Here is a 17,443-nt window from a genome sequence, read left to right as displayed (position 1 = left end):
CTAGCGAGGGTTGCTGTGCGAACACCGCCTATGCCATATCGTCTATTGAGACTGGCTGATGTTTGTGGGTAATCAGGAAACTTTTTGAATCCTTTCAATTTCATCGTGGTTTACCATAGAAACTTTTTCTTCTCTGCTTAATCTATCTGAACAAAACTGCAAACCGTAAATAGTTGGTTCATCCAGCAATCTTTTCCCTGTCTGCCAAGATCCATCTAGGTTTATTTGCGAAAATAATTTCTCAATGTTGGCGAAAGGCTTTAAAAATAAATCGTGATTGATATTTTTTAAGTCTTTAATACGACTCTGGGTTTTGTATAGGACTTGAATCATATCCGACAACATTCGAAGAATTGCTCCAGTATCAGATTCCGCAATTTTGAAAACAGCAGCCCATACGTTTCTAACCTTAACGTTTTCACTATGCGTACGCGCTTCCTGTAACAAATCACACAATCTGCCAGCAGGGTCAGATTTTACTTTCAATGTCGACCTTCCTTTTGTAATTTCTTTATCCTGAGATTTATTAGTAACAGATAAATAAAATCTTTACCATCAAAGGGTTGTGGCAAATTAGTTTGCTAACATGGTCAATAAAATCTTCCATGATGTTTTCACGCCCTTCCCGGGGCGCGACCCTGTTTTGAGGCACCAAAACAGAGGACAAAATTTTCAGGAAAAATTTTAAACGCACTTTAGTGCGGCCTGAAAGGCGAAGGGCAGGAAGCCCGAAGTAAAAAGTGCTCAACTCCGCCAACTTGCTGTTCTTGTTTCGGTATCACTTGTTTATTCGAACCGGTGCGAGGCAGCTATCCGTGCAAAGCACGCACCTCGGGAAAACATCCTGTTTTCCCGTTCGAACAAGTTTCACCTTCTCAAGGCAAGTTGGAGTCGCAATAAGCCAAACTCCGTTTGGCTGCTGTCGCGGTGATAACTTGATGCTTTGGTTTTCCTAGTCAGCCCGTGGCTGACTTATTTCCCCATTCACTGTGGCCGATTTTTAATTCAGATATGCGAACTGCCAGACGAAGCAGGGATGCTGAGTCAGTTGCAACAGAAGGGATGTGGATTTGCAACGGTGGCAGTTTGCCTGAATTGAAAATTGAATAGGCACAGTGTGGGGGGCCGTTGGGTTCTTAGGGAATTGCGGCAGCACAATTCCCTAAGCCGCTGTCGCCGGCGCGACGCCCAAACTTAACTTTTATGACAAGTGGTTGGTTGCGCAGCAATCAGTGTAACATTCACATTTAATCAACCGACGTTACTTTATCTTCAATAGCTGCCCATCATGCCATTTGGATAAAACAACTAATGAACATATGGCGCCTACCAGTGCCAAAGCCATATCTGATTGGGTATCCCAAACATAACCTTGTGTACCTAAGAAAGCGTCAGCACCTTCACCTGTGCCGATTGCAACCCACCATTCAATCAGTTCATAAAAAGCACTAAACGCTAGGCAAATCGATACGATGATAATATTTCGCCACATATTTCCATTGATAATCGCTTTACGGATCAATATTTCTCTAGCAAGCAATGCTGGCACGAATCCCTGGAAAAAATGCCCCACCTTATCGTAATTGTTTCTTTCGGCACCAAACAATCCATCAAACAGTGGTACTTCAGCATAGGTATAATGACCGCCCACCATAAGCACAATGCAATGTAAAAGAATAAAAATATACAGAAGTGAAGTCAGGCGAAAAGAGTTGTAGGTAATAACCAGTAAAACAGCCCCGATCAATGCAGGTACAACTTCAAGAAACCATGTGAACTGGTCCTTTGGAGCAATGCCAGACCAGATTAATACCGCGACATAAATTGCTATCCATAAATATTTAATTTTGTATGCTCCTGCAACATCTATCCAAAGCCAGTGTAAACCCCAATTTTATACACAGTAAAGTCAAACAATACCGCCATACTTAGCATTAAGAATAACTAAGCAATTTGCTTAGCTAGCCACTGCTCTTTGCTAATTTTATACAAAACATGGGATTGCAAAGGGTCGCCCTTTGCCACTGCGGGATGATCAAACCGAAACCCAGTATCCTGCATACCGATTTTTTGCATCACGCCCATCGAAGGAATATTCGTGGTAGGGGTAAAAGATACAATCTCATCAAGACTTAAATCCTCAAATCCATATTGCAAACTGGCAAGTGCGCCTTCTGCGGCATAACCTTTGCGCCACACCGCAGGGGTTAAGCGCCAGCCGATTTCCACAGCATTGGAGAAAGGCAGTTCAATCGTCACCGGTTTAATGCCGATAAAACCGATAAAGTCACCTTCGTCCTTACGCTCCACTGCCCAGAAACCGCAGCCGTTGTTTTCAATCTCGTTAGATAAACGCTCAATGCCTTGTTGCGTTTGCTCTGCGGTTAATTTTCCGGGGAAGTATCGCATCACCTCATCGTCCTGATTCATGGCTGCGAATGGTTCAAAATCGCTGGCTTGCCACTGCCTTAAAATTAAACGTTGGGTTTCAATCATTTGGCACCTTTATGCAAACTCAGTTGTTTTCCTTTTTGCCAGATATGCAGCGGCTTATGCGTACCCACCATATACGCCAGCTGGTTAGGATGCTGAATATCCCAGCATACCAAATCGGCCTGTTTTCCCGTTTCGATACTACCCAACATTTCATCCAACCCCAACGCCTTTGCAGCATTAAGGGTTACGCCTTGTAGCGCTTCTTCGGGTGTTAATGCAAACAAGGTACAGGCCATATTAATCATTAATGGCAGATTACAAATGGGCGATGAACCCGGGTTAAAATCGGTGGCGATCGCCATGGGCACCTTATACTGGCGCAATAATTCGACAGGCGGTTTTTGTGTTTCCTTTAAAAAATAAAACGCGCCGGGTAACAAAGTGGCGACTGTGCCACTTTGCGCAATGGCTTTTACCCCGGCTTCATCCAGAAATTCAATGTGATCAACCGATAGCGCATTAAAACTGGCAGCCAGTTCGCTGCCACCTAAATTGGTCAGTTGCTCGGCGTGCAGTTTTACCGGCAATCCCAGCTGGCTGGCTTTTTCAAAAATACGCTTTGTTTGTTCGAGGGTAAAACCGATGCTTTCACAAAATACGTCAACCGCGTCAGCTAAATTCTGCTGTGCAATGGCCGGCAGCATGTTTTCGCAAACCAGTTCAATGTAATCATCTGCTCGCTCTTTATATTCTGGTGCGAGTGCATGTGCACCTAAAAAAGTGGTTTTAATGGTCACAGGTAACAACGAATCAATCTGCCGAGCCACCTGCAGCATTTTGCTTTCAGTGGCCAAATCAAGTCCGTAACCCGATTTCACTTCAATCGTGGTCACCCCCTGTTCCAGCAAGGTTTGTGCGCTTTTTAAGGCCATACTTAGTAGTTGTTGTTCACTGGCATCACGGGTTGCTGCTACCGTTTTAGCTATGCCACCGCCTTGTTTGGCGATATCAGCATAACTGACGCCTTGCAGGCGTTGCTCAAATTCATCGGCGCGATTACCGGCAAACACCAGATGAGTGTGACAGTCGATTAACCCGGGGGTTAACCATTTACCACCCAATGATACTTCGACAAAATCACCGCTGAGTTCCGGCAGCTCTGCGGCTTTGCCTACCCAGTTAATATTGTCTTCAAAAATAACCACGGCGGCATCTTCAATGATGCCGTAGGGCTGACCATTACTGGCGAAACTGGCCAGGTTCACACCAATTAGCAGGGTATCTGCACTCAATATTAACGACATAATCATTACTCATCTAAGCTGTATGACAATGTTGACATAACACTCAATCGCAAAACTTGTATATACAAGAAAGTCATGCCAGTATCTGCAATGTAAAAATAAATAGCAACCGCTCTTCGTTGTTTCGCTGTTAAGAGTAACCATAGCAAAGTGAAACCAGTGAAAAACCATGGCTAGTTCAAAATACCAAACCATTAAAACGCATATTTTAGAACAGGTTAAATCGGGCCAGTGGCCGGAAAACCATGTTGTTCCTTCTGAGAATCAGCTGGCGAAAGATTTTTCAGTCAGTCGCATGACGGCCAGACGCGCATTGCAGGAACTGGCAGATCAGGGCGTGTTAATTCGCAACCAGGGAGCCGCCACTGTGGTTGCCAGCCTGACATCGCAATCATCGGTAGTGGAAATTCGCAATATTGCCGATGAAATTTCAGATCGCGATCACATCCATAAATCCAAGGTGATGGTGCTGTCCAGCGTGAAAGCGGATCGCGTGATTGCCAATGCACTGAATATTGATGAGGGCACGGAAGTCGCCTACAGCTGCATTTGTCATTTTGAAGACGATAAACCGGTGCAACTGGAGCAACGTTATATATCACCGGCTTACTCAGACGACTATTTGCAACAGGATTTTAGCCAGATGACGCCGCACAGCTATTTATGCAAAGTTGCTCCGCTGACCGAAGCCACACACCAAATTGAAGCTATTTTGCCAAACTCCCTGATGCAGTGGAGTCTGGATATTGATGCCGTTCATCCCTGTTTGCATGTGCACCGCCATACCTGGAGTACACAAGGTATTGTGAGTTACGCCTTGCTGACTCACCCCGGACACAGATACAGGCTGGGAGGCCATATAACTTTCCCTACACACTCAAACGAGAATTAGAGATGCAAAATAACCGACTGGATACCAGCAGAGTGATTAAAGCACCCACTGGTACAACCCTAAGTTGCAAAAGCTGGCTGACCGAAGCCGCGATGCGCATGTTAATGAATAACCTTGATCCGGAGGTGGCTGAACGTCCGGAAGAATTAGTGGTATATGGCGGCATAGGCCGCGCTGCACGTAACTGGCAATGCTTTGATAAAATCGTTGAAGTATTACAACGCCTTGAAGATAACCAGACCTTACTGGTGCAATCGGGCAAACCTGTGGGCGTTTTTCCTACCCACAAAGATGCTCCGCGTGTATTAATTGCCAATTCAAATCTGGTGCCGCACTGGGCCAACTGGGAACATTTCAATCAGTTGGATAAAGCCGGATTAATGATGTATGGACAGATGACTGCCGGTAGCTGGATCTACATTGGTAGTCAGGGCATTGTGCAGGGTACCTACGAAACCTTTGGTGCGGTCGCCCGCCAGCATTTTAATGGCGATGCCAAAGGCAAATGGGTGTTAACCGGTGGACTCGGAGGTATGGGCGGCGCGCAACCTTTAGCTGCCACCATGGCTGGTTTTTCGATGTTAGCGGTGGAATGTGACGAAACCCGCATCGATTTCCGTCTGCGTACGCGTTATGTGGATAAAAAGGCCACCTCGCTGGACGAAGCGCTGGAGATTATCAATAACAGCGACACGCCTGTTTCTGTTGGCTTATTAGGTAACGCTGCAGATGTATTTGCTGAACTGGTCGCGCGTGGCATTACCCCGGATGTGGTGACCGACCAAACCTCGGCGCATGATCCGCTAAACGGCTATTTGCCACAAGGCTGGACACTTGAACACGCCGCTGAGATGCGCAAAAAAGATGAAAGCGCGGTGGTGAATGCCGCCAAGGAATCCATGGCAGTGCAGGTAAAAGCCATGTTGGCGTTACAGGAACGCGGTGCAGCAACACTGGATTACGGTAACAATATCCGCCAGATGGCGCTGGAAAAAGGTGTGCAAAATGCCTTTGATTTCCCGGGTTTTGTGCCCGCTTATATTCGTCCGCTATTTTGTGAAGGCATTGGCCCGTTCCGCTGGGCTGCATTATCCGGTGATCCGCAGGATATTTATAAAACCGATCAAAAGGTCAAAGAACTGATTCCGGACAATCCGCACCTGCATAACTGGCTGGATATGGCACGTGAACGTATTCAATTTCAGGGTTTACCGGCACGTATCTGCTGGATTGGATTAAAAGACCGTGCACGCATTGCGCTGGCGTTTAATGAAATGGTTAAAAATGGTGAGTTGTCTGCGCCTGTGGTGATTGGTCGTGATCATCTGGATTCAGGCTCAGTAGCCAGCCCTAACCGCGAAACCGAATCCATGTTAGATGGCTCAGATGCGGTTTCTGACTGGCCATTATTAAACGCACTATTAAGCACATCGGGCGGTGCAACCTGGGTTAGTTTGCATCACGGTGGTGGTGTAGGCATGGGCTTTAGCCAACACTCTGGTGTGGTAATCGTATGTGATGGGACTGACGATGCCGCGGCGCGTGTAAGCCGGGTATTATGGAACGATCCGGCTACCGGCGTCATGCGCCACGCAGACGCTGGCTACGATATTGCCAAACAATGCGCCAAAGATAACAACCTCGATTTACCTATGCTGGATCTGTAACTATGCACGCTTCAATTAATATTATTCCCGGTCAACTGAGCCTGACTCAGTTACGTACTATCAGCCGCCAACCGGTTACACTTTCGTTAGATAACAGCGCCGAAGCGGATATCAATGCTTCTGCAGCCACTGTGGCAAAAGTTATCAGTGAAGGGCGTGTGGTTTACGGCATTAATACCGGATTTGGTTTGCTGGCCAATACCCGCATTAAACCGGATGAGCTGGAATTATTGCAGCGTTCGATTGTGTTATCTCACGCCGCTGGCACTGGCGAACTGATGAGCGATGACAGCGTTCGCTTGATGATGGCACTCAAAATTAATTCACTGGCGCGTGGTTTTTCCGGTATTCGTTTGCAGGTCATTCAAAACCTGATAGCACTGGTCAACGCACAAGTTTATCCCTGCGTACCCAAAAAAGGCTCGGTGGGTGCCAGCGGCGATCTGGCTCCTCTTGCACATATGAGCATGCCGCTTATGGGTGAAGGCCATGTTCGCTATCAGGGTAAAATTATTACCGGTCTGGAAGGTTTAAGAATCGCTGGTCTTGAACCTTTAACCTTTGCGCCTAAAGAAGGTCTGGCCTTACTTAATGGTACTCAGGCCTCTACTGCCTTTGCCTTGCAGGGTTTGTTCTTTACCGAGGATTTAATGGCAGCAGCGACCGTAAGCGGGGCGATGTGCGTGGAGGCAGCATTGGGTAGTCGTGCACCTTTTGACCCTCGTATTCATACCGCACGGGGTCAACAAGGCCAAATTGATATGGCCGCCACTTACGCGGAACTGCTTGATAGCCACAGCGAAATTGGTAATTCACATAGCGATTGTGAAAAAGTACAAGATCCATACTCGTTGCGCTGTCAGCCCCAGGTGATGGGGGCCTGTTTAACTCAAATGCGATTTGCCGCAGATGTGCTGTTAACCGAAGCCAACGGCGTGACCGACAACCCGCTGATTTTTGGCGACGATATTATTTCTGGTGGTAATTTCCATGCAGAGCCCGTAGCAATGGCCGCTGATAACCTGGCACTGGTCATTGCTGAAATTGGTGCCTTGTCCGAACGTAGAAGCGCATTATTAATTGATACTAATCTAAGTAAATTACCACCATTTTTGGTGGAAAATGGCGGGGTTAATTCTGGCTTTATGTTGGCGCAGGTAACTGCTGCCGCGTTAGCATCGGAAAACAAATCGCTGGCGCATCCTGGCTCGGTGGATAGTTTGCCAACATCAGCCAATCAGGAAGATCATGTTTCTATGGCAACCTATGCCGCTCGTCGTTTGGCGGATATGGCAGAAAACACCCGTGGGATTATTGCTGTTGAGTTATTAAGCGCAGCACAGGGCATGGACTTCCGTCGCCCGTTAAAATCGAGCGATAAAGTCGAACAAGGTTATGCATTAGTACGTGAAAAAGTCAGTTTTTATGATTCAGATCGCTACTTTTCACCGGATATTGAAGCCATTAACAGCCTAATTGCCAACGGCAGTTTTAATGATTTAGTCAGTAGCATCATGTTAACGGCTTAAGTCGATACTAAATGCAAAAAGGGGATTCGATTGAATCCCCTTCTTAATTTCACATTACAAATATTTGTTTAGCCCGCCATTTGTAACTCTTGCTCAAACGCCAGACCAATCGAAATCAAATTATATTGTTTGCGCTGGGAACATACTCTGGCTCCGACAACCACGAGTTCACCCGTTTCGGGATGCTGCAATTCAACCATCACAAATTCAGATTTAACCCCGCGAACAGAATCACCGACTTCTAACTCAAACCGGCAACCACCGGCTGAAATATCGGTAATCACGCCATCAATACGCGTATCTGAATTAGGTGGAAATATCTGCGCGGGTTTCGTGTATTGTTTACGCTGTTCTCGGCGCAACTCACGTAGCTGAATTTCATCTGGAAAGTTAATTATCACAAGCTTACTAGGGTGATTTACCACGCCACGTAATTCAGTGCGAAAGGCCAGACACTCTCCGGTGGTTTTTTCACAAATTGTGCGGAAAACCAGGGCGATACCATCCTTTAATTGATCACGTACATAGCCATATTTTTTTACGTCTGGCTGTTCAAGAATCAAATAATGACCTTCTTTCGCGCCAACGAGAGAACTCTTAAAACGATCACGCATATGATTTTGAATTTCAATATCCACGTATTGACCCATACGTAAATTCTCAAAAATCATGTGTTCCTGAACAGGCTGAGTAGAAGGATCTGGCATAACAACGCTCCTTTGCAGCTACAAATATACCCAGAGACATGACGACTCCTTGTATTTTTATTATCTGCCGAAACATCCAAAAAGCAACACGTTTACCAACACTTAGCCTATTTTTATCACCGCTTAACCATTTTTTACCGTAAATGCCATCACGTCTTGCAGTTGGGTTTTGCCTAATGCCTGCATAATTAAGCGGTCAATTCCCAGTGCAACACCGGCGCAATCAGGTAAGCCATGTTCAAGTGCAGAGAGTAAATTTTGATCTGGTTGCATCATTTCAACCCCAAGAGCCAGACGTTTTGCATTATCTGCGGCAAAACGTTCAGCCTGCTCGTGAGCGTCGGCAAGTTCATGAAAACCATTTGCCAACTCAATGCCTTTAAAATACACCTCAAAACGTTCGGCCACTCTGGGATCAACTGAATGAATTTTGGCAAGCGCAGCCTGCGAAGCAGGAAAATGATAGATAAAACATGGTTGCTGCTGACCGATTTCAGGTTCGATGCAGAAATTAAACAGTAACTGCAACAACGCATCTTTATCGGTTTCTTCAGCGGCATAATCTGCTACACCTAAGTCCATTACCCGCTGGCGAATAGATTCGAGGCTTTCAGCTAACGGATCGCAGTTGAGGTAACGCATAAAAGCCTTTTGATAGCTCATGCGTTCCGGCTCATCGCAACCCAATACACCTTGTAACAGCTCGGCCATTTCATCCATTAAAGCAAAGTGATCGAAGCCAATTCGATACCACTCCAGCATAGTAAATTCTGGATTATGTAAACGGCCACCTTCTTCATTACGGTAAGCTTTGGCTAGCTGGTAGATACAACCACTTCCCGCACATAACAAACGCTTCATGGCGTATTCTGGCGAGGTTTGTAAATAAAGATCACGTCCTTCAGCACTCTCGGGTCCAACATAGCGGCTTTTGAAACTGACCAGATAAGGATCGCTTACGCCATGCAAAGCCAGTTGTGGAGTTTCGACTTCCGTGACATTTCTATCAGCAAAGAACTGGCGAATTTGAGCAATTATTTTTGCACGTTGTTTAAGGGTGTCTATAGAGGCAGTTGGCTGCCAGTTGCTTGAAGTCATTGATGTATAAGAAAAATAAGCCGCTTCGGATCAAGCGGCAGAAAAGATTTATTTTTGTGCGCGAGACACATATTCACCCGAACGGGTATCTACGCGGATAACTTCACCGGTTTGCACAAACAAAGGCACACGTACAACCGCCCCCGTGCTTAACGTGGCTGGTTTACCACCAGTACCGGCTGTATCACCTTTTAAACCGGGATCGGTTTCAGTGATTTCCAGCTCAACAAAATTAGGCGGCGTAACGGTAATTGGTGAACCATTCCATAAAGTAATGGTACATTCATCATTTTCCACCAACCATTTAACGTTATCGCCCACAGCAGCACTATCAGCTGCGATTTGCTCAAACGTGTCGTTATTCATGAAATGCCAGAATTCACCGTCGGTATACAAATATGATAAAGTAGTGTCCAGAACATCGGCACCTTCAACTGTGTCACCAGATTTGAATGTTTTTTCCAGCACTTTACCTGAAATCAGTTTACGCAGTCGGACTCGATTAAAGGCCTGGCCTTTACCTGGTTTAACATATTCATTTTCTAAGATGTTACAAGGTTCACCGTCGAGCATGATTTTAAGCCCGCCTTTGAACTCATTTGTGCTGAAATTCGCCATTTTTTCCTCATTAACCTTGAAAGAGCATACTTCTGTTGACGCGAATCATACCTAATATTGAACAAACTTGGGATAGACAATGGCAAAAAGAATTAGCTGCCAGTATCAATGATCCGCTAAAACTTTTGCAGGCACTTGAGCTTAACCCCGATGAATTTGCTCAGGATATAAAAGCCCGGCGTTTGTTCCCATTGCGCGTGCCCTTGCCATTTGTATCACGCATGCAAAAAGGCAACGTAAATGATCCGCTGTTTTTACAGGTATTTAGCCAAAAACAAGAGTTTGAAGCCGAAGTTGGTTACAGCACCGATCCTTTAAAAGAGCAGGACAACCAGCAACCCGGCATTCTGCATAAGTACAAAAGCCGGGTATTATTAATTATTAAAGGTGGCTGTGCAGTCAATTGTCGTTATTGTTTCCGCCGACATTTTCCCTATGCCGACAATCAGATTAATCGTGAAGGCTGGCTCGAAATACTGCAGCAAATAGCCGCCGATGCAAACATTAACGAAGTGATATATTCAGGCGGTGATCCGCTGATGGCAAAAGATGACTTTCTTAAATGGCTTACGCAAGAAATTGCAGCTATCCCACATATCACTCGCCTGCGCATTCATACTCGCTTACCAGTTGTTATCCCATCACGTATCAATGATAGTTTGCTTAACTGGTTTACCAGTAGTCGTTTAAAACCTGTGATGGTATTGCATATTAATCACGCCAATGAGATTGATCAGCACGTGGCAAAGGCAGCCCAGCGATTGAAACAGGCAGGCGTGACACTGTTGAATCAGGCGGTATTACTTAAAAATATTAACGACAGTGCTGATGCGCAATTTGAGTTAAATGAAAAACTGTTTGAGGCGGATATTCTGCCGTATTACCTGCATATGTTGGATAAGGTGCAAGGCGCACAACACTATGATGTGTCTGAGCAACAAGCACGTAAGATTATGGCGGAATTGATTAGGCGTTTACCGGGATACCTGGTGCCAAAACTGGTTAGAGAAATTGGCGGCCAACCCGGAAAAACGCCTATGGACTTACGACTTCATCCGTAAATCAGGCGTGGGTATCAATATTTGAACCGACAGCCGGATTTGCTGAAGTTGATTTTGGTACGTCAGTAGCTGATTCCAGCAACTGAAGCGTCTGCTGACCGTTTTGCTCTTGCTGGTTTTTTGCCAGTTTTGCAGCACGAAGTTCTGCAGATGCGTCGGAAATTCCAGAGGCACTAGCGCCTTGTAGTTCCATACCTTATCTCCTAAATCACCACTTTGATTATTTTATTATTGCCCGTCGGCAATCAACAATCATCGCAGGTTAAGACTTGTTAGACTAAATAAAAGCAGGCAGAATTACCGGCCTTCGGGTCTGTATCGACCAGACTTTAGCAAACTTTAATCTTTTTTTACTCTGGCTGGATCATGCATAACATCATTGAAAAAATAAAAGATAACTTACAAATTATTTACCGCCGTGCACTGGATGCCGACAAAGCACTTTCGTCATTGCATCAACAAGGCAAGGGTAAGTTTCAACATATTTTTGCAGATGAAGCAGGATTCGAAGTACGCAGTAAACGCTTTCAACCTTACGTTGAAGAACTGGCCCATGACGTGATGCAACTTGAACAGGCCGACCAGAACAAGGCAGCGGAATTATTACCCAATGTGGTAAAAAAAATGGAATTGCTTTTCACTACGCTTGCACAGCTGCAGGAAAGCCTAAAAAATTAGGCTTTCCAACACATATTACTTCCTGGTCATGTAATCGCTAAAGGTTTCGCGAACCCAGCGTTTCAGCATTTCTTTTTCATAATAAAGAGGTTGTCTGGAACCAATACGGCTACCTCTGTCCATAAAAGCCATATCTTTTAGCTCTTCATCACCTTCTTTAACCACCACTCCTGAGGCGTCTGTCAGCTGATAACTAAAATCCATACGTGGGATGTCCATTTGTTTGACCAGACGAATATCAGAGCTGGTATCTATTCCGACCATCATGCCCGGCCACACTTCACCAGCTAAATCGAGGTTGGTTACCGTCATGCTTAACTTATAACCATCAGGTAAGTCCTCAAGCTGTTTTGTGAGTTCTTCAGCTAAGGTTTTAAACACATGTTTTTGGTAACTTGCTTTAGTTTGCGAAACAGGCTTTACATCACGATATTCATCCGGCTTCTGCCAGTCTATGTCCAATTCAGCCTGAGCAAAAACCGGCGCGGAAGCCATAAGTAACGCAGTTACAGTTAAACACTTGGCGTTAAATTTTTTCATGGGTGACTCCTACAGTTACAACGGTTTATTCACAGGCTTAACTCTACGCTAACTATCTGAATGCTGACTGAATTATTGTTAATCAAACCGTTAAAAGATAATAGCTGAATTTTGCACTTGATATAGAGTCAAGACAGAATGAAAGGATAAGTTTCAATCAGGCGAGAATATCCTGAAATAATTAGCGCATGTCGAAGATAAAAGGAAAATAAACAAGATTAGCAATTCTGGCTGGTTGAAAATGAGTTAACCCTATATTCAACCAGCCCAATGGATTAAATGTTTGCTCCCTGAGCAGTAACGACAGGTTATATTAAGTTAACGTAACGTACTCTTCAGCACTGGTTGGGTGAATCGCCACACAGGCATCAAAATCAGCTTTAGTTGCGCCCATTTTCATAGCCACGGCAAAACCTTGTAGGATCTCATCCATCCCTAACCCAATACCATGTAACCCCACTACTTTCTGCTCTTCACCAGCGCAGATCAGCTTCATTTTAGTTGCCTGACGATGCTGGGTGACCGCTGTATACATAGCTGCAAAACTAGAGTTGTATACTTTGACGTTTTCTTCGCCATATTGCTCAACAGCTTGAGGTTCAGTTAAGCCAATCGTACCAATTGCAGGGTGGCTAAATACCACGGTTGGAATCAGGTCATAATCCATATGCGCATCGATTTGGTTGTTAAACAAACGCTCTGACAATAAACGTCCGGCCTTAACTGCAACTGGCGTCAGTTCCACGTAACCAATATTATCTCCCACCGCATAAACATTTGCTGCACTGGTATTTTGATATTTATCGACTTTGATATAACCCTTATCATCTAACTCAACACCGGCATTTTCCAATCCAATATTATCGGTGGCAGGCACACGACCAATAGCCCAAATCAGGCAGTCGGTTTCCAGTGATTTCCCGTTATCGAAATAGACCGTCAGGCTACCATCAACGTTACGTTCGACCTTTTGTGGCGTGCTATGAGTGTGCAAGGTAGGGCCGTGTTCCGCCATCAACTCAACCAGAGTTTCGCTTAACATTGGGTCAAACTGTCGTAATGGCGCATGTTTACGTACCGCTAAATGGGTTTCTGTGCCGAGTGAATCAAGCACACCGGCCAGCTCAACAGCGATGTACCCGGCACCAACCACCAGCGATCGTTTAGGCTGTTCACTCAACGCAAAGAAACCATTGGAATCGATTCCCAGATCCGCACCAGGAATATCCGGGATAGTTGGGCGACCACCTGTAGCAATTAAAATATGCTCGGCGGTGTAGGTTTGACCATCAACGTCCAGCGTATTGGCGTCAACAAAGCGGGCAAAACCATTAATAAGTGTAATACCGTTATTACCCAGCACCCGATCGTAAGAGCCATGAATACGTTTAATATAGGCTTCGCGGCTTTCAACCAGCTTTTGCCAGCTGAATTCATTCAGGGTAACGTCAAAACCATAGTCAGGTGCATATAACTTAATTGCCTCTGCAACCTGAGCACCAAACCACATGGCTTTTTTGGGCACACAGCCCACATTAACGCATGTGCCGCCAATTTGACTGGCCTCGATAATGGCGACCTTTTTACCGTACCTTGCAGCACGATTAGCCGATGCTATACCGCCACTACCGCCACCAATACAGATGTAATCAAAATGATTCATTTCATTTGTCCTGTTTAACTTTATTCGTTATGTCTTTAACTTTAACGTATATCAATATCAAAAAGTAATAAAAGCAGGACAAAAAAACCGCTAACTAACGTCAGCGGTTTTAATACAACACGGGTTAGCTTACTTCCTCCAGCGTCTGAATGACAGGGCTCCAGCAGCCAGCACGACCAACCAACTTAAACTACCACCTCCAGAGCCAGAACCTGAGTTTCCACCACCTGATGAACCATTATTGTTTTTTATCAAAGTGTTAGCTTTTGGTGTTAGTTCAGGATGAGTATTAGTATCCGCATCTATTACCACTACATCTTGTATAAGAACGAGATTCTCGTCTTTTATTTCAACACTATTATTTGCATCTTCAGAAGTAAAATCCTGTAACGGCATACTCGCCAGCGCACACTGTGGATTCTGAGCCGGACATAAATTAAACACAGGAAGCTGAGCGATGGCATCAACAACGTCCATTCCATCCCCTAATACCTGGCCAAATACTGTGAATCCGCCATTTTGCACATCAAGATTACTGCTGTTGTCAGATAAATTGACAAACCATTGTGACGTTGCACTATTGGCATCACCACCCAGTTTTGCCATCGCCAGTGTGCCACGCACATTTGATAATTCCGGTTCATTCTGAACGGCTGCGGCAGTTGTTACTTCAACCAATGGAAAGTCATCCTCAAACTGAAATCCACCAGTTTGCATCACAAAATCGTCTACTGAACGATGAACAACCGTATTGAAAAACGCCCCGGAATTAACATAAGCCAGAAAATTTTCCACGGTTTTTGGCGTTTTCTGGTCAAACAGATTTACCTGAAAATTTCCCTGTGTAGTACGTACTTCAACCACGGTAGCCATAACCTGAGCACACAAACCAATAGTGAGTGCTGCACCGCATAAGCCTTTTATTATTTTAACTGCCTGATTCATCGAGTTTTCCTGTGAAATAAAATGCCGTGAACATTACGGGAATAGCACTCAGTTAAAAAGACCAAATTCGACACTAATTGATCTAATTTGTAATCAGTTTCACAAACAGATAGTCACTTGATTTTTGCGTTTTTGTCCCCATTCATTGCGCATCATTAGTCAAAATAAGTGACCGGTTTTATGCAAACAAACACCTCAGACATTTCGTCTTTACCTTCATTTTCATCAATTAATCCGGAAACGATTGTCAGCGATGTTAAACAAGCCCTGGCGCAGTGTAAGCAGGACATTGAGGATTGTTTGAATGCCAACCAAACCTATACCTGGGATAATCTGGTTGCCCCTCTGGAAGAAAGTGATGATAAATTAGGCCGCTTGTGGTCACCCATTTCACATTTAAACTCGGTTTTAAGTTCTGACGCATTACGTAATGCCCATGATGCCTGCCTGCCCCTGTTATCTGAATACAGCACATTTGTTGGCCAACATGAGCCACTGTATTTAGCTTACAAACAGATAAAAGACAGTGATGAGTTCGCAGCGTTATCTGAGGCACAACGCAAAGTAATCGACAATACCTTACGCGATTTTGAACTATCAGGTATCGCACTGGAGAAAGATAAAAAACAGCGTTACGGTGAAATTAAAAGCCGCCTGTCCGATTTATCATCCACCTTTTCTAACAACCTTATGGACGCCACGCTAGGCTGGCAAAAACACATTACAGATAAAAATTTACTTTCCGGATTACCACAATCAGCGTTAGATGCAGCAGCACAAGCTGCACAGCAAAAAGAGCTGGATGGTTGGTTGTTTACGCTGGATTTCCCAAGCTATTTGCCGGTAATGACCTACGCAGATAACCGTGATTTGCGCGAAGAATTTTATGTAGCGTTTAGCACCCGGGCATCAGAGCAGGGACCCAACGCCGGTAAATGGGATAATGGCCCAATCATGCAGGAAACCATGCAACTTCGCAGTGAGCTGGCAACCTTGCTTGGTTTTGATAACTATGCATCTTTGTCATTGGCAACCAAAATGGCAGAGTCTCCAGAACAAGTGTTTGGCTTTTTAGAAGATTTAGCCAAACGCTCCAAGCCACAAGCACAAGCTGATTTACAGGAATTACGTGATTTCGCCCAACAGCAATACCAGCACAGTGATTTAAAAGCCTGGGATATCGCCTATTACAGCGAAAAACTCAAAGAGCAAAAATACGCGATTTCCGATGAAATGTTACGCCCTTATTTCCCCGAGCCTAAAGTCGTTAACGGATTGTTTGAAGTGGTTGAACGCTTATATGGTATCAAGATTATTAAACGTGATGATGTTGATGTATGGCATAAGGACGTTAGCTACTATGACATTCTGGATAAAAATAACCAGTTACGCGGTAGCTTCTATCTGGATTTATATGCCAGAGCACATAAGCGCGGCGGGGCCTGGATGGATGAATGTCAGGTTCGACGCCGTCGTGTAGATGGCACCTTGCAACCACCAGTAGCCTATCTAACCTGTAATTTTAATGGCCCGGTTGGTGATCAACCGGCGTTGTTTACCCATGACGAAGTACTAACCTTGTTCCATGAGTTTGGCCATGGCCTTCACCACATGCTGACTCAGGTTGATGTTGGTAGTGTTTCCGGCATTAATGGTGTTGCATGGGATGCCGTTGAGCTGCCAAGTCAGTTTTTAGAGAACTGGTGTTGGGAAGGTGAGGCCTTGGCAATAATTTCCGGCCATGTAGAAACAGGTGAGCCACTACCTGCGGATCTATTGGATAAATTACTGGCCGCGCGTAACTTCCAGTCTGCCATGCAAATGGTACGTCAGTTAGAATTCAGTTTGTTTGACTTTAAATTGCACCATGATTTTGATGCCAGTGAAACCAACCAGATAACGCGTATTTTAGATGACGTGCGCAAAGACGTATCGGTGATTATTCCACCTGCTTTCAACCGTTTCCAACATAGTTTTGGTCACATATTTGCCGGTGGGTATGCTGCTGGTTACTACAGTTATAAGTGGGCAGAAGTATTGTCATCAGACGCTTTCAGCCGGTTTGAAGAAGAAGGTATTTTTAATCAGCAAACCGGTCATGACTTCCTGACCCATATTCTGGAAATGGGTGGCTGCCGCGAACCAATGGAATTGTTTGTTGCTTTCCGTGGTCGCGAACCACAAGTGGATGCATTGTTAAGACATTCAGGTATTGCAGCCTAGTGGATCTAATTCAAAACCGGATGACAAAGATCAACATGCGCTAACATCAGACATAAAAAAACGCCTCAAATGAGGCGTTTTT

The 17,443-nt window shown here is 44.9% G+C and carries 17 protein-coding genes; 6 read left to right on the top strand and 11 right to left on the bottom strand.

The annotated features are described in order from the left end of the window. Window positions 1–72: 72 nt before the first annotated feature. From H8B19_RS11995 to hutI, 4 genes are all read right to left on the bottom strand, one after another. Entirely contained in the window at window positions 73–486 is a 414-nt protein-coding gene (locus tag H8B19_RS11995) for a hypothetical protein (RefSeq protein WP_186507128.1), read from the bottom strand. Between the two features lie 775 nt (window positions 487–1,261). Continuing rightward, complete coding sequence (locus tag H8B19_RS11990) at window positions 1,262–1,846, bottom strand: DUF2238 domain-containing protein (protein ID WP_186507133.1); 585 nt, start codon at window positions 1,844–1,846, stop codon at window positions 1,262–1,264. Between the two features lie 98 nt (window positions 1,847–1,944). Next, on the bottom strand, window positions 1,945–2,496 hold the full coding sequence (locus H8B19_RS11985; protein ID WP_186507127.1) for a GNAT family N-acetyltransferase: 552 nt from the start codon (window positions 2,494–2,496) through the stop codon (window positions 1,945–1,947). Then, window positions 2,493–3,740 (bottom strand): imidazolonepropionase, encoded by a 1,248-nt coding sequence (hutI, locus tag H8B19_RS11980; RefSeq protein WP_186507126.1) that lies wholly within the window; start codon window positions 3,738–3,740, stop codon window positions 2,493–2,495. Before hutI ends, H8B19_RS11985 begins: the two co-directional genes overlap by 4 nt. 169 nt (window positions 3,741–3,909) lie before the next feature. Between hutI and hutC the strand changes: the two genes are divergently transcribed. The 3 genes from hutC to hutH are packed head-to-tail and all read left to right on the top strand — an operon-like array spanning window position 3,910 to window position 7,828. Next, window positions 3,910–4,632, top strand: coding sequence for a histidine utilization repressor (gene hutC / locus H8B19_RS11975; RefSeq protein WP_186507125.1), 723 nt, complete (start codon window positions 3,910–3,912; stop codon window positions 4,630–4,632). 2 nt (window positions 4,633–4,634) lie between these two features. Further along, window positions 4,635–6,299, top strand: coding sequence for a urocanate hydratase (gene hutU, locus H8B19_RS11970; protein ID WP_186507124.1), 1,665 nt, complete (start codon window positions 4,635–4,637; stop codon window positions 6,297–6,299). Between the two features lie 2 nt (window positions 6,300–6,301). After that, entirely contained in the window at window positions 6,302–7,828 is a 1,527-nt protein-coding gene (hutH, locus tag H8B19_RS11965; RefSeq protein WP_186507123.1) for a histidine ammonia-lyase, read from the top strand. Between the two features lie 68 nt (window positions 7,829–7,896). Here the strand turns inward: hutH and H8B19_RS11960 are convergent, their stop codons facing one another. The 3 genes from H8B19_RS11960 to efp all read right to left on the bottom strand — a co-directional run bounded on the left by H8B19_RS11960 (window position 7,897) and on the right by efp (window position 10,251). Then, window positions 7,897–8,535, bottom strand: a complete 639-nt coding sequence (locus tag H8B19_RS11960; protein WP_186507122.1) for a PilZ domain-containing protein — start codon at window positions 8,533–8,535, stop codon at window positions 7,897–7,899. A gap of 123 nt (window positions 8,536–8,658) precedes the next feature. After that, window positions 8,659–9,633, bottom strand: coding sequence for an elongation factor P--(R)-beta-lysine ligase (gene epmA / locus H8B19_RS11955; protein WP_186507121.1), 975 nt, complete (start codon window positions 9,631–9,633; stop codon window positions 8,659–8,661). A gap of 48 nt (window positions 9,634–9,681) precedes the next feature. Further along, the gene (gene efp, locus H8B19_RS11950) at window positions 9,682–10,251 is read right to left on the bottom strand and encodes an elongation factor P (protein ID WP_186507120.1); all 570 of its coding nucleotides are present in this window, start codon (window positions 10,249–10,251) and stop codon (window positions 9,682–9,684) included. Between the two features lie 35 nt (window positions 10,252–10,286). On the opposite strand from efp, the gene epmB reads away from it, so the two are divergent. Continuing rightward, window positions 10,287–11,312, top strand: a complete 1,026-nt coding sequence (gene epmB / locus H8B19_RS11945; protein ID WP_194362713.1) for an EF-P beta-lysylation protein EpmB — start codon at window positions 10,287–10,289, stop codon at window positions 11,310–11,312. A 1-nt stretch (window position 11,313) separates the two neighbouring features. On the opposite strand, the gene H8B19_RS11940 is transcribed toward epmB, so the two are convergent. Beyond that, on the bottom strand, window positions 11,314–11,505 hold the full coding sequence (locus H8B19_RS11940) for a putative motility protein (RefSeq protein ID WP_186507119.1): 192 nt from the start codon (window positions 11,503–11,505) through the stop codon (window positions 11,314–11,316). A 173-nt stretch (window positions 11,506–11,678) separates the two neighbouring features. Between H8B19_RS11940 and H8B19_RS11935 the strand changes: the two genes are divergently transcribed. Next, entirely contained in the window at window positions 11,679–11,990 is a 312-nt protein-coding gene (locus H8B19_RS11935; RefSeq protein WP_186507118.1) for a hypothetical protein, read from the top strand. Between the two features lie 15 nt (window positions 11,991–12,005). On the opposite strand, the gene H8B19_RS11930 is transcribed toward H8B19_RS11935, so the two are convergent. From H8B19_RS11930 to H8B19_RS11920, 3 genes are all read right to left on the bottom strand, one after another. Continuing rightward, on the bottom strand, window positions 12,006–12,530 hold the full coding sequence (locus tag H8B19_RS11930; protein WP_186507117.1) for a DUF3016 domain-containing protein: 525 nt from the start codon (window positions 12,528–12,530) through the stop codon (window positions 12,006–12,008). 313 nt (window positions 12,531–12,843) lie between these two features. Then, a complete protein-coding gene (gene gorA / locus H8B19_RS11925) occupies window positions 12,844–14,193 on the bottom strand; it encodes a glutathione-disulfide reductase (RefSeq protein WP_186507116.1) in 1,350 nt (449 codons plus the stop codon). Between the two features lie 129 nt (window positions 14,194–14,322). Next, complete coding sequence (locus H8B19_RS11920) at window positions 14,323–15,138, bottom strand: peptidylprolyl isomerase (protein ID WP_186507115.1); 816 nt, start codon at window positions 15,136–15,138, stop codon at window positions 14,323–14,325. 180 nt (window positions 15,139–15,318) lie between these two features. On the opposite strand from H8B19_RS11920, the gene prlC reads away from it, so the two are divergent. Next, complete coding sequence (prlC, locus tag H8B19_RS11915) at window positions 15,319–17,361, top strand: oligopeptidase A (protein ID WP_186507114.1); 2,043 nt, start codon at window positions 15,319–15,321, stop codon at window positions 17,359–17,361. The last annotated feature ends 82 nt before the right edge of the window (window positions 17,362–17,443 follow it).

The sequence above is a fragment of the Neptunicella marina genome, from assembly GCF_014270035.1.
Lineage (GTDB): Bacteria > Pseudomonadota > Gammaproteobacteria > Enterobacterales > Alteromonadaceae > Neptunicella > Neptunicella marina.
The sequence above is the reverse complement of the archived record's forward strand: the minus strand, read 5'-3'. Positions and strand labels throughout refer to the sequence as shown.